Below are 14,515 nucleotides of genomic sequence, written 5' to 3'. Positions count from 1 at the left end.
GTCTGACCGGGGAGATCCTGAACGGACAGCTCCACACCCAACCACGGCCTGCCGGACCACATGCGGTTTCCGGCTCCGTGCTGGGTGCCAAATTACTCAATCCCTTTCAGATCGGTGATAGGGGACCCGGCGGCTGGTGGATCATCGATGAACCGGAGATCCACTTGGTGCGGAATCTCGAGGTCCTGGTCCCGGACTTAGCCGGTTGGCGGCGTGAGCGCATGCCCTACTTGCCGGAAGATCAGCGCTTCCAGGTGGTTCCCGACTGGATCTGCGAGATCCTGTCTCCCTCCACAGCAAGCAAGGATCGCCAGCTCAAGCTACCGCTGTACGCCCGCTATGGTGTGCAGTACGCCTGGCTGATCGATCCGGTCAAGCACACGCTGGAGACCTACCGACTCACGGCCGGCGCCTGGGTCGAGAACAGCCGCTTTGCCGATGCCGATCAGGTGATTGCCCCGCCGTTCGAGGCCGTAAGCCTCGATCTGGAAACCTTGTGGCCACCTCGGCGGCCGGGACTGGTGGAGAACCGACCACAGGCACGAACAGCCCCTCTCCCTCCGAGGGTGTCGTAAGAGGAGACCCATATGGAACAAGATCGAGGGACCATCCGCTCCGAGGCGTTTCTGGATTACCGGGAATACCACCACTCTCTGACCAAGGTCGAGCAGGGCCTGGACGGGCTGGAGCGGGCCGAGGACCGGCACACAGCCGTCGAGGACCTGCTGCCCCACTACATCGACCTGCTTACCCAGCGCAAGCACGCCTTCCCCCTACTGCTGCAAGACGGTCTGGCCCTGCAGCTCCCCAGGGAGCCGAGCCACCTCTATCTGTTGCCGCCCCTCCAGGGGCACAATGAGGGGACCCGGTTGGCCCTATGCCTCTATGCCGCCCGCCAGGGCGAGCCGGCCGACGTGGCGCTCGTGGCCTGGGAGATTGCGGACGAAGGTGCCTCCGTCACCCGGTTGGCGCATAACTTACCGGAGAGCTTGCCGGAAGATTGTCGATTGGATGAGCGGGCCTTAGAGATCGTCGTTGAGGGGACTCGGGGCGGGATGTATTCCGTTTACCTCGAGTTCCGCGGCGGAAAGCTGCACTTACAGCTTCGCGCCTATTCGAACGAGCCGCCCGTTGCCGGCATCGTCAGCATTCACTGGGAGGGTGATAACACTTCGAAATCCCGCGATAACTTCCGCCGACAAGAACGATACAGCCATGGCAACATGGAAGATCTGCTGTGGTTGGAACGCCATCTCGACGACCAGTGGCGGGACGATGGGATTGTTTTAACAAAGGACTCTACGGATCCGGATATCCCCGCGGAGTTGGGCCGGATAGCCGGGGTCGATTCTCCACAGGAGCCTAAGGATCTCGCCTATCTGGGGGGAGACCAGGCCCAGGTATTCCGTATTCACTTGGGTAGCAAGACCGGGAAGCTTGTCGCTTCCGAACGACTCGGCGGACGAATACACGACGTCCTGGTGGTCTCGGACCCGGATCCGGATAAGGAGGGCACTTATGGGATCCTGGTGGCCGCTTATAACAGCAGTATCTATCTGCTGGAGGACGGGGATGGGCAAGGGGATCAATTGAGGGTTCGCCACGGCCAGACCATCCTTGGGCATCACATCGAACGCATGGCCGGCTATGGTGGCGACCGCATTCTGGCCATCGATCAATATCGGCAGCTGATTCCTTTGCGTCTGGGCAGCCCCAGGCGATTCAAGGCCGTCCGTGATCGGGCGACCGGGCTTCTGTTCCGGCAGCTGGGCCTGGAACAAAGCGATCATCCTCTCTGGACAGATCCCTTGACGGTGGAAGACCCGGATAAGCGCCGATCCTTGAGCATACTGGCCCTGGAACGCTATCTGCTCTCGCTGTCGCGAGACGAGCGCCGGGACCTGGGACTATTCGAGGACTTTTTTGGCTGGTTCAAGCACCGCTATGAATTGCGTGATGCCGAGCTCGGTTACGACCTGGGTCGGATCCAGGTCGAGCTGTTCACCCATCTCCGCGAGGCATTTCGGGCCGGCAGCGTATTCGCCGACCGCCCCTCCGATAGGAAGAGGGACCTGACCCGGTTCGACCCCCTGTGGGCCCTGTTGAGGCTCCCGGACGCCGCCCCGGATTGGCTCTGGATCGCCCTGTTCCGCACCTACGACTGGCTTCCTGCCTGGGCGAAGTACAGAGGATTCGATAGGCAGGAAGGATTTCAGACACCTTTGGGCGAGCTCCTGGATCGCATCCGCCACATGCGTTCGATCCTCCTGCCCCATATGCACGAGCTAAGGCCCTTGACCGTCCGCGGTAGCGCCCATTTCAGGGGGCAGATCCGTCACCTGCGGCAGCTGGATGAGAACCGCTTCGTCCTCTTCGAGCATGGCTTCGGCCTGCGGCTCGTGGAGATCCCGTCGGACCCCACTAGGGATTGGCCCTGTCCCGCAGAGCTGAAGCAGGAAGGCGACCATTGGGATGGTATTCCAACCACATTGCTGGCCGGCGAGCGGCTCGGCAAGGCCCTCGGGGACCCGTCCGGTCAGTACCTCTTCCTCGGCACCCATCGGGGCGACCTGCGCCTCTATAGACTCCACGCCGAGACCCGTCCGGAGGAGCTCTGGCGCGGCAAGGCCCAGTTCGCCGTCACCTGCAGCGGGATAGCAGGCGCGGATAAGACCTGGGGCCTGGTGTTGGGCGGAGAAAGCCCACGGGAACAGCCTATCCTGGGATGGCTGCGGCTGCATCCCAATCTGACCCAAGGACAACCGGCGGCGAAGATTTGGGAGAGGGACAAGCGCGGCAGCCTGAGGATGCTGGTCGTTGACCAGGACAACCGGCTCTGGGGCGTGGACCGCGAGGCCCGGATCCTGGTCCACTGGCCGGATTTCGGGACGGCGGTGGCCCGGGGCGGCAAAATCGGACTGCAGGACCCCAAGATCTGGCTCAAGAGCGAGGTACCACTCCATGCCCTTCGTCTCGCGGAGGAAGAGGTCCTGCTCTGCGCGCGTCATGACGGCATGGCGGTAGCCTTGAATGCAACCGGTGGCGCCCTGAGCTGGACCGCCGGTTGCGGCGCCAGTCTGAGACACGTCGGTTATCTGGGTGCCAACCGGGATACCGAGCCGGGTCTGTGGGTACTCGGGGGCGACCCGACCCATCTCCTGTTGGTGGACGAGCAAGGCCAGCTGAGCGGCATCGGTGACGGCATGGGGCCGGTGAGCGCCCTGCGTCGGCTCGGCGATCATCGCATTCTGGTCGGCACCTCCGACGGGCGGGTGATCCTCCTGGATCATTGCCGGCCTGAAGCGGGGTCCGAGGATGGGCAGACATCGGGCTTCGACCGGCCCGGAGCGCTCTCAACCCATCCCCTCCGCTATCGTTTCCCGGATGATCGGCCGGACAGCGAGGCCGTTCGCAAAGCACTGGTGAAGGAGGCGAGGTACCAGGATCCCGACTGGCCGGAGACCCTCGCCGCTTTTGCCCTGCTGCGGCAGGCGAAACAGGCCCTGTCGATGACCGATCAGCCCGAGTCATCAATGAATGCCTTGATGAGTGCCCTGGAGGGCTTCTTCGAGCATCAGAGGCCGCGTCGGCTGGCGCTGTTTCTGCGCCACCCGGAACCCATCCCCCTTCCGAGGGTGCTGCGGCTCATTGAGATCGCCTGGGAGAATATCAGCCGGCGCCCGCGGGAAACCTTGGTTTGCCATTTGGTGACTGTGATACTGATCCGCCTGGAAGAGGCCGTCCTCGCACCGGATACCCCCAAGGCCGAGCGGGAAAAGGCCAGGGCGCTGCTGGATCGCGTCCATCGCTGTCTCTGGGAGCGGTCGCTACCATCGGATTGCCCCCAGGTCCTAATCCACCCGGAGAACCGCGAGCGGCTGCGGCTGCTGCGCTTGACGCAAGGGGTCCGCTGCTGGGTAGATATAGGTAAGGAGCTCGACCAGAAATCGCTTCATGGACATGGACACCTGACCGCCTGGTGTCGACGGCTGGCGACCCTCTGGTCGCTCCATTCGGCCGAGGAGCTCGCCCGACGCTTGAGACTTATTCTGATGACGGGACTCGTCCTCGAAGGCAACCGGACCGATCACTGGTTGGCGTGGCTCCGAAAGGAAGTCGTCAAGGAACAACCCTTGAAGGAATGGCAGCCACCTCCGGAGCCCCTGTGTTCTCTGGAGCCGCCGGATGAAGACTGGCAGTTGACCAAGCTTTCTCTGGCGAGTTTCGAGGCCCTGGTGGATCTGTGGCCCGAAGATGAGGAATGGCGCAGCTGGCTGAGCGAATTACAGACCTGTCTGGGCGCTATTGTCGATGACAGACAACGTACCGGGGTCAAGGAGGCCTGGCGGGAACGGGGGTCTATCGACCAGCTCCACGAGCACCTGGCGACCCATGGCGCCGAGACCTTTTCCGTCGTTCAGGGCTATGGCCTGTTGCCCCTCTATTGGCCGCGCCTGCTCGGCCAGTGGCAAGGCTGGAAAGACAAGCGACTCGATACGCTGGAGCGGGAAGCCCAGGCGGCCGAGAATCAATCCCTGGATATTGACTGGAGCGATCGTTGGCTGGATCGCCAGCGGGTGGAGCTGCGCCTGGCGATCCGGAATCGCCACCCGGTGCCCGTGCGCCTGGACAGAGTGTGCTGGGAGAACCGTCAACGAATGGCGGATGCAAAACAGACAGCGGATGTAAAAACAGAGCCCGAGCTGCCCATAGAGATCGACGCCAGCGAGATGCCAGCGTCGCTGGAGGTCCGCCTCGAAGCCGATGAAAACGACCGTTTGGTTGGTAACCTGACTCTGGCCTGCTGTCCCAAAGGAGGCAAGGAGTTCGAGCGGAGCCAGGGGTTCGACTGCTCCCGGGATGTCGCCGGCTTCTTTGCCGGCCTGGCCTGGTCACCCACAGGAGAGCACCTGACGAATTTACTGAACCGCTCCGGAGAGGCGGGCGGACCCAAATTCCTGTGGCTCGACGGGGGCCGGTGGACGGACGAGGAGCGGAGAGAGCTGGCCCAGCTGATGCAGGACCGCTTCGGCGGACCGAGCGAGGCCGGCTATGAACGAATCGAGAATATCGAGCAGGCATTGGACCGACCGGAGCCGGTTTTCTGTCCTGATCTTGCTTTGGGCGATCCACCCGAGGGCGCCCTGCTGGAGCAGGTCCATGGCATGTTGCATGCGCATAAGACCGGCGGTTTTCTGCCTCTGGCCTTCGCCATCTGGCAACGTCGGGGTATCCCCCAGAAGGTAAGCGCGGCCTTGAGGAATTTGCTCCCCGATCCCGAGTCGGTCGATGATCTGCTCAGGCGTCTCCTGGCCGATCAGGTCGGGCGTTTCGATCGGGAGCTCACGGAATTGCCCATCGAGGCCCTGGGGGCCTGGTGCTATGGGGAGCCGGTCTATGCCGATCCGCGGATCCTCGAGGAAGTAACGACCCAAGGGGGGCGTCGGCGGGGCCTGACCGAGCTCTACAGCCCCTCGGCGGGCCTGCTCGGCGACGAGGTCTGGGACCGGCTGGCCGGGCTGGACGACAGTCGGATTGCCGAGCTGCTCGGTATCGATACCGAGACAGCCACCCGACAACGCCAACGCCGCCAACGGCTGGCCGCCCTCTGGTCGGAAGGGGCCGAGGCACGGGATAGGGGTGAGGTCGAGCAGGCGGCCCAGACCCTGCTCGGTATGCTGGGTGGCGGGACGGTCTCCCTTGTGAGCCGGGGTTGCTGGTATGTCCAGACCCGGATCACCCTGCACCACCAGGACTATGCCTATGTCTACCTCCTGATGAAGATATCGGCCCGGGAGAGGCAATGTTTGAAGGAACAGGAAGCCGGGGTCTGGCTCTGCCTGGATCACTCCCCCCCCGCAGCGGACCTGACGGGGCCGGGGATCCGGATCGACCGGGAAGACTGCCTCCGCCTGATCCACTCGGATATACCGGGACAGATGTGTGAGTCGAGACAGGGGTTTACGCCGGCGCTGGCCTATCTGAATCAGTTGGCGGCGGCACAGCGCAATATCTCGCCCGAGCGGGTCTTTCGCACTAGTGGTGGTCTCCCCCCGGATGCCATCCCCAAGCACTTTGCAGGCAGAGACAGAGAGCTTGCTCACCTTTGGCGGTGCCTGGAGGTGGCGGATCAAGGCGGCACCGCGTGCGCCCTGATTGTGGGCGCACGCCTGATCGGCAAGACCACCTTGCGCCAACGGATGGTTTGGGAGGTGGCGCAGCAGCAGAAGGAACGGAGGGTCATCGACATAAGCTTTGAAGATATACCGCCCAATTATGAGGGAATCACGCTGGAGCACTGGGTATTCAAGAAGCTTTGGGAGAAGCTCGGTGAGATCGGTGAATACAGGCACCAACCTTGGGATCGAGCTGGAGACGAGAGAAAGCGGCAAGAGGCGCGGGACTACTTGGCTGAACGATTGCGTAAGATAAAGGACCGGACCGGACATAGCCTGTTGCTGTTCTTCGACGAGACCAACGACCTGGTACAAAGGGACTGGCCCGACTATAGCCTGTTCAAATATCTGCGCCATCTGGTCCAGGAAGAACCCATCTGTCTATTCGCCACCACCTACCCCCATGGGTGGGGCCCCAATCGGACCCTACACGAGCTCAACGGTGATGAGACTTCGTCCCTCGGCAACCTGTTCGGCGAGCCCCTGCAATTGGCGCCCTGGTCCCCGGAAGAGGCCTGGCGCTTCCTGCACGACAAGCTGGCCGGCTTCGGGGTGGTCATGCCCCACCACCTCCGGCGGGCGGTGCTGACCGTCAGCCGCGGTATTCCCTGGATCATCCATTGGATTGCCCTCCATTTCTGCGACCAGGGCACCGGCGGACGCCGGTTGGTGCGACGGAAGGACTGGCTTGCCATCCGAGACGAACTCTCGCAGATGATCCAGGAGCGCCTCTATACGCCAGTTAATAGTTCCGCTACCAAGTACGACACAGCCCGCCTTGGTAACGACCGGTTGTGGCGAGCACTATCCACTATCGCGGCCAGGTCTCCGGTGGAGGATCCGCCGAACAACTGGTGCAGGGAGTGGGAATTCTCGCTGGAGGAGGTCTGGGAGGAGCTGAACCACAAGCCGGGTAAGGAGGTGGTTGGAAAGGCCCTGCATGGACTTACCTACACGGAGGTCATCAAGGGCTATAAACAGGCCGGCCAAAGGTTCGGCTTTACCGCCAATCTGTTTCCGGCTTGGACCCAATACCAGCAGAGGGGACCGAAATGAGGCGCCGTTTTCGTTGTCTGCCCCTGGGACCGCCCGTCACCCATGAGACCTTCGAGTTCGAGGAACAGGTCCGCGAAGGCCTGAAAGCGGGGCTGCATGTCTTCTATACCCATCTTTCCCATGTCATAGATGTCGCAAATCAATACCCTACCGTCAAGCAGCTTTGGAGCCCGCTGGATAAGACCAGCATGGAGTTGGATAACCATTGGAAGGATGAAGCCGCTCGGGAACAGTGGCGGGTCGAGCCCAACCGCTGGCTGGTGGTCGACAGGACCGAGCCGGGGCTGCTGGATTGGCTGGCCCGCCAGTTCTACGTTGTATTCTCGTCCCAGTCCATCTTCAACGGTCCCGAGACCACGGTCGTCATCCTCCATGCCATGGCCTATGAGATCATCCAACGGCGAAGCCCGATCATGCACCCGCAGTTTCATCAATATCTGCTCTGGGACGACGCTGGTCTCTGGACCGATGGGCTGGAGGAAATGGAAAAAGCGGATAAATTGAGTCAGTGCTGGCATGGCGCCGGCTGGGCGTCCGAACTGTCACGGGAAACAGGCGGCAATGGTTTGGGACTGTCCCCGAGGCTCGATCAGGAGTGCTCAGAGGCAATAGGCCGATTGGCTGCGGCCAATCGGCGCCTGATGGATTATCTATCCAACCCGGAGCACCAGAATTCGCCAGACGAGACGGCCCCGGTCGACACCGCCAGCTATCTCCGTACCCTGGGTGACTTCCTGCCCTTCCACTGGTTCGAGCTCGACGGCGGCCGCTATATCCCGACCCGAGTGACCAGGGCCTACAACCTCGGCGGTCCTCGAATCTGGGAGGGGCTCTATGCCATCGGTAACCTCTACCTGCGCCAGCTGATCCTAGATGGTTGGGTGACCCCCTGGCCTCACGCGGACCGGCTCTACTATCAACCGGCCTCTCTGGCCTTGCTCTACTGGGCAGCGCGGCAATTGGGAAAGGACTACACCCGGGATGCAGATGCCTTTCTCGACAACTACCGCTGGCGGGAGCCGGCCAACTGGTTCGGCGGCCACTGGACCCATGAGGGTCATCCCGAATCCATCAAGGGTTAGAGGGAGACACTTTTGGCACCAACCCAGCAATCCTCCGGGCCTGCGGTACGGTTCGAGCCCGCGGAACGGGAAGAAGCGCTCAAGGCCATCCGGGCGTTCCTGCAAGAGCCCGCCAACGCCGGCGGCGGGATCCTGCTGGTTGCCGGACCCCGTGGCGTCGGCAAGACCCGTCTGGTGGACGAGGCCCTGAATGAGAAGATAACCCAAGGATCGCATGCCTGGTGGCGGCGCCTGTTCGGCGACAGCGGCGTGCGTCGCCGGCTGAGGATCAGACGCAGTCCGAGGGGGATGGAGCGCATTGTCGTCCCAGTCGCAGTCGATCCCTTCTTTCCCCAATCCCACCATCGACCGGTCCGGGAGAGGCCCAATGCGGCGAAGTCAACGCTATCGGAGGGCAAGGCGAATCCCGGGACCAAAGCCGGTAGGCCGAATGATGGCGAGCTGATCCACGATTCGGAATCCGATGCCATCCGGCTGCTCGACAACATCATCTTCGCCCTGACCAGCATGGTGGATCCCCGCTCCAGGGTCCGACACGGCCGGACCCTGCGCTCCCGGTTGGGCTTCTGGAACTATTACTTCTCCTCCCTGGCCCTCTATCGACCCGATCGCCGGCCGACATTGGGATCGGCCTTGGGGATCATCATTGGCCTCTGGGGGGTTGCTTCCATCTTCTATATCGACTGGATCGACCCAGGTCATGATTTCACCGCTAGTCTGGGAATAGGGTCGGCCCTGTTGTTATTGATCGCGCTCGTCTTTTCCTGGCTCGGCCTGCGCCTGCGGGATTGGCGGCGCGCGGCTTACCGGGGCGCGCGTCTCTACGATCTGGTTCATGCCCAGGACACGCGGCAGACCGACCAGCACCAACAGGAGCGGAGCCTGCGTCTCGAGCACAAGTGGACGCTGGGCGCGGGCGCCTTGCTGCTCCTGGGCGCCCTGTTCTTCAGTGAACTGCAGGGGCTTGACCAAGAGTGGGCGAAGCCGGCTCTCTGGAAGGCCATGCTTGCCCTGATAGGGACGGGTCTACTCATCGTCGGTCTGCGTCGCCGCTACAGCCGGGACCACAAGGCCGATTTTGGTCCCGACAATCGGGCCTGGCGAATCACCTTGCTGCGCCGTTATCTCTTCGTCCTGCACCAGTGCGGCATCGAGCCGGTCCTGGTGCTCGACGAGCTGGACAAGCTGGAGGAACCGCGCCTGTCACCGGCCAGCATCGTGGAAAAAGGCGATTGCGAGAGTGGCGAGTCCATGCCGATCGAGCTGTGGCGCTTTCAGTGCGCCTTGCAGCGACTCAAGCAGAGCCTGGGAGCAGAGTTCCTCTGGATCCTGATCGGTGGACAAGGGCTGTTCGCCAACCTCCAGCGGCATCGCCAGCCATCGGCGCAAGGGATGTTGGGGCCCCTGGCAACCCTGATCCGCCGCGAGCTGGTCTTAGGGCCAGTCAGCCTCGAGACCGCCCAACAATACTTCAGCCAGCGCGAAGGTAGGACTGATAGCTCGGAAGAGGACCTGAAACGTATAGCCGCCGGCCTCTGGCTCGAGGCCAAAGGCATCTATTCGGAGATGGTGCGCCTCGACGCCGAACGCAGGTTAGCGAAGACAGACTATCCGAAGCCCATCCAGGAATATGCCCAGCGGTTGGCGGAGCAAGTGGCGAAGCTCTGGGGCCCCGTGACCCAAATTATGGCTCTAGACCTGCCACAGGCCGGCGAGCAGGCCCGGTTCGCCGACTATCTCCTGAATCGGGAGTGGAATCAGGTCTGGCTGCGAACGGGATTCCTGGAGCTCGGATACCAGCTGCTTTCCCCCCATGCTTACCGCTTGCAGCATGCGGCCATGGAGGAGCTTCCGCCACCGATCACCGCGGTGGAATCCCTGGCCGATGGCGATCTGGAGGCATTGATCAAGCTGGGCCGCCTGGCCCTGTACGGCTATCTGTTGGACGAATATGCCCAAGAACGTCCAGGGATTCCGCCGGACGAACAGGGCACTATCCACTTCGAGATGCCACGTCCTTCCAGCCCGGCCTGAGCGAAGGGTTTGCACAAGTCGATTGGGCAAATTGGGGTAGGATGTAGCGAGCGCCTGCTGTGCAAGGACCTGTCTGCCGTCCCAGGGACGGGACAGGCAGGCGCACGGCAGGCCGCGAACCGCCTCATTGGATGGTCCGTGCCCAACGTTCGAGGGCACCTTGAACCAGAGATCCGAAACATGCAGCTGGCAATTCAACCCACCCTTTACGAGTCCCTGGAGGCCTTGCCTGAAGGGGTGACCGGGGAGCTCCTGAACGGACAGCTCCATACCCAACCACGGCCTGCCGGACCACATGCAGTTGCCGGTTCCGCACTCGGTGGCAAATTGCACAATCCGTTCCAGATCGGTAATGGAGGACCCGGCGGCTGGTGGATCCTCTATGAACCGGAAATCCACTTCGAGCGGAATCTCGAGGTCATGGTCCCGGACTGGGGTGGTTGGCGGCGTGAGCGCATGCCCTACCCGCCGGAAGATCAGCGCTTCGAGGTGGTTCCCGACTGGATCTGCGAAATCCTGTCTCCCTCCACGGCAAGCAAGGATCGCGAGATCAAGCTGCCGCTGTACGCACATTACGGGGTGCAGTATGCCTGGCTGATCGATCCGGTCAAGCGTACGCTGGAGACCTACCGACTTGAGGCTGGCGCCTGGGTCGAGACCGGCCGCTTTGCCGATGCCGATCAGGTGGTCGCTCCGCCGTTCGAGGCCGTAAGCCTCGATCTGGAAACCTTTTGGCCACCTCGGCGGCCAGGACTTGCAAAGCGCTGACTGACAGCCGAATACACCTGGGTACAAAATAATGAAGGCTCTTTATGGATTCCGGACTGCTTTGGAGTGCGCCGGCAAAGTGGCGCGCCCGCATCGAACCTCAGCCACGGGGAATACTAGCGGCGTTGGCCGGGAATCCGGGCCCTTCGGTTCCACCCGCGCCGCGGCGACGGCGCTTTCCCCTAGCCGCAACACCTTTGCTGGGGACGGATGCGTGGTCCAACCCAAAGCGGCGGCAGGATGGTGCCACTTGGCCGATCCCCGGCTTATGCCTAGCGCTGTAGGTTCCGGTAAACATCGGGGTGAAGTGGCCGCCTGCCTGGCGGCAGACAGGCCGCACTCCAAAACGTCCGGTAGAACCCTGCTATGAGCGTTAGCAGTCCGGAATCCATAAAGAGCCATAATGAAAAGCTAAGAGACTAAAATTTACTAACCGCATAGCTGCCAATGCGCACCCGCTTATCCCTGAATACCGATTCCATGCGCCGGATGCTCCTGCCGGCACTGATCGTCGCCATCCAGCTTGCAAGCCCCCCGGCGGCGGCTCAACAGGCCCGGCTGCGGGCCGAGGAGGGTCCTCACTTCGTCGGCGTACCCGTGCGCCTGCAAGTGACCGCAGAGGGGTTCGACGAGACTCCTCAGCCCCAAATCAAGGTGGCAGATCCACCCCAGGGGCGCTTGGAGCTGACCGGGGTCAACCCCAGCATCAGCACCAGCATCCAGATCATCAACGGCCGGATGAGCCAGTCCAAATGGGTCCAATTCGCCTTCGAGTACCAATACCTGGCCCAAACCCCCGGCGAACAGGTCATCGGCCCCTTCCGGATCACCCAGAACGGCAAGCAGGCCAGTACCGGCAAATTGCGTTTGGTCATCGGCGAAATCCCGGTCAGCAGTCGGCAACGGCTGCGGCTCATCCTGCCCCAGGGCCCGTTGATCGTGGGCCAGCGCGTGCCGGTGCGGCTCGAATGGTGGGTCCCCGCCGATCTGCGCGGCACCCTCTCCAATCCACGCTTGGCCGTCCCCCTCTTCGAGCGGCTCGATGCCTTTCGTTTTCATGACCCCGAGGACCCCACTGCCGACATCGCCTTGACCATCGATACCGCCTCCGGTCCCGTCGAGCTGGCCGCCACCACGCACTCGGAGCTTTGGAACGGCGAGCAGTACCTGGTGCACACCCTCACCCGCCGCCTGACCCCCTTGCGGACCGGCGAGTACGAACTCGCACCCGCCAGCCTGGTGGTCGACGAGGCGATCCGTTGGCACCGCAACCTCTTCGGCGAGCGGATCCTCACCCGGGCCCGGAAACACCGGGTAGAGGACGAGCCGCAGACCCTGATCGTCCAAGACCTGCCTCGGGCGGGCCGACCCGAGAGCTTCACCGGCACCGTCGGCCCCGGCTACCGGCTGGAGGTCGCGGCGGACCGCTCGGTGGTCCAGGTCGGCGATCCGATCCGTCTGACCCTAATCCTCCGGGGCGATGCGGCCGTCGAGACCGCCGTGCTTCCCCCCTTGACCGCCGATGGTGGACTCTCGCCCCAAGACTTCCGCATCCCCAACGAAAAGATCGCCGGGGTCTATACCGACGGCGCCAAGCGGTTCCAGGTGACCGTGCGGGCACTGCATGAAGGAGTCACCGCCATCCCACTCCTCGCCTTCTCCTGGTACGACCCCGAGCGCCGGGAGTACCAGACCACCCATTCCCAGCCTGTCGCCCTTTCGGTGCGCCCCGCCCAAGTCGTCTCGGCCGAGGACGTCGTGAGCGCGGTGCCCGAGGAGCCACACGACCGGACCCTGGACCCCGGGCGCGAGCCGACGACCAACCCGGAGGCCGGCTCCAAAGCCCGGCAACGCCCGGTATTTAGCCTCACCGGGGCCGATCTTGCCATCACCACTGACATCGACGCCCTGCTAGAGCCCAGCGGCTCCCTGCTCACGAGCGTCGGCGCCCAGGCGGTTGCCTATGGCTTGGGCCTGCTGGTCATCCTCCTGGCCTTGCTGGCCAGACGCCGTGCCCAGGCCGATCCGGCCGACCTGGCCCGCACCAAAGCCCTGCGGACGCATCGGACGGCCGTGACGGAGGCCCGCAGTATCACTGAAGCAAGTGCCGCCCTGCGACGCATGGTCGCCACCGCCGGTATCCCCCTGCCCTCCGACCTGGACCGCTTCCTGGCCGAATGCGACGCCCTCGCCTATGCCCCCGGCGGCGCCTCGCGCACCTTGGACGGACCCATGCGGGCCCGGGCCTTGCTATTGGCCGATCAGCTATTGAAGGAAGCCAGATGAATGATGAGTGATGAGTGATGACCAATACGCTTGCATACAAGAACGAACTACGAATCACGCGAAAAAGAATTCTCTTTCGATTCTTATATCCCTTTGTGACTTGGCGCCTTTGTGTGATGCTCTTCTTGATACCGCGGCCAGGCTGGGGGACGATCTGCACTTCATCCTCCGTAGTCGCTAGGCCGCCGGGTTTGATGTGGTGCGTCAAGAGCTTGCGGTTTGGCACATCGACCACCGTCACCCACTGACCAGAGAGTTGGCCGCAAATCAACACAACGGGATCAAGAACCACCGATGATAGCAAACCGATTGCGACCAATTTGCGTTCATTCGCGTTCATTTGCGGCAAAAAAAACAATTCCTGGAGGCATATGCCGCATCATCAGGATATGGCTCGCTACCCTCTGGTTTTGCTTCGCACCGCCGGTAAGTGCGGCCACCCCCGACGCGACCTTGAATCAGGCAATCGGTGCCTACACCCAGGCCCAAGCAACGACCAACCGGGGCGGGCGATTGGCCGGCTTCCGGCAAGCCCAACGGCTGTTCGAGCATGCCGCGACCCAAGGCGAGCGTTCCGCGGCCCTCTATACCAACCTGGGGAATGCCGCACTCCAAGCCGAGCGGCTAGGACCTGCCATCCTCGCCTATCGACGCGCTCTGGCGCTCGACCCCGACCAGGCACGGGCCCACCAGAACCTCCGCCACGCCCGTACCCTCTTGCCGACCTGGGTCCCCAAACCCGAGCCCGAAGGCGCGCTGGAGAGCTTCTTCATCTGGCGTCACTTCCTCAACCCCACCGAACAGGCCGCCATCGCCACCCTTCCCTTCCTCCTCGCCGCCCTGCTGATCGCGGTCGCCATCCGCTGGCGCTCCCCGCTCGCCCGCAACCTCGCCTTCCTACCCCTGCTGGCCTGGCTGGGACTGCTGCTCTCGGCGGCAATCCAGGCCCACGCCGGCGGCACCATCCCGGCCGTACTCATCGCCGACGAAACCATCGCCCGCGCCGCCGACTCCCCCAACGCCCCCATGCGCTTCACCCAACCCCTACCCGCCGGCACCGAAGTCGAAATCCGCGAAGCCCGTGCACATTGGGTCCACATCGTCCTCGCCAAT

General features: G+C 63.0%; 6 protein-coding genes and 1 pseudogene. All 7 read left to right on the top strand.

Annotated features, from left to right (window positions below; genetic code table 11):
• Positions 1–2 precede the first annotated feature (2 nt).
• Complete coding sequence (locus BQ17_RS02390; RefSeq protein ID WP_256091447.1) at positions 3–575, top strand: Uma2 family endonuclease; 573 nt, start codon at positions 3–5, stop codon at positions 573–575.
• 12 nt (positions 576–587) lie between these two features.
• Positions 588–7,232: an ATP-binding protein gene (locus tag BQ17_RS02385; RefSeq protein WP_089724123.1), complete on the top strand. Its 6,645-nt coding sequence runs from the start codon at positions 588–590 to the stop codon at positions 7,230–7,232.
• Positions 7,229–8,314: a hypothetical protein gene (locus BQ17_RS02380; protein WP_089724122.1), complete on the top strand. Its 1,086-nt coding sequence runs from the start codon at positions 7,229–7,231 to the stop codon at positions 8,312–8,314. The genes BQ17_RS02385 and BQ17_RS02380 overlap by 4 nt, the downstream gene beginning before the upstream one ends.
• Before the next feature lie 12 nt (positions 8,315–8,326).
• Positions 8,327–10,348: an ATP-binding protein gene (locus BQ17_RS02375; RefSeq protein WP_089724121.1), complete on the top strand. Its 2,022-nt coding sequence runs from the start codon at positions 8,327–8,329 to the stop codon at positions 10,346–10,348.
• A gap of 180 nt (positions 10,349–10,528) precedes the next feature.
• Positions 10,529–11,116, top strand: a complete 588-nt coding sequence (locus BQ17_RS02370; protein ID WP_089724120.1) for a Uma2 family endonuclease — start codon at positions 10,529–10,531, stop codon at positions 11,114–11,116.
• Positions 11,117–11,563: 447 nt separating this feature from the next.
• Entirely contained in the window at positions 11,564–13,402 is a 1,839-nt protein-coding gene (locus tag BQ17_RS02365) for a BatD family protein (protein ID WP_089724119.1), read from the top strand.
• A 453-nt stretch (positions 13,403–13,855) separates the two neighbouring features.
• A pseudogene (locus BQ17_RS02360) lies at positions 13,856–14,515 on the top strand (tetratricopeptide repeat protein); the annotation flags it as partial.

The organism is Candidatus Thiosymbion oneisti, from assembly GCF_900092655.1.
GTDB classification, from domain to species: Bacteria; Pseudomonadota; Gammaproteobacteria; order Chromatiales; family Chromatiaceae; genus Thiosymbion; species Thiosymbion oneisti.
The sequence above is the reverse complement of the archived record's forward strand: the minus strand, read 5'-3'. Positions and strand labels throughout refer to the sequence as shown.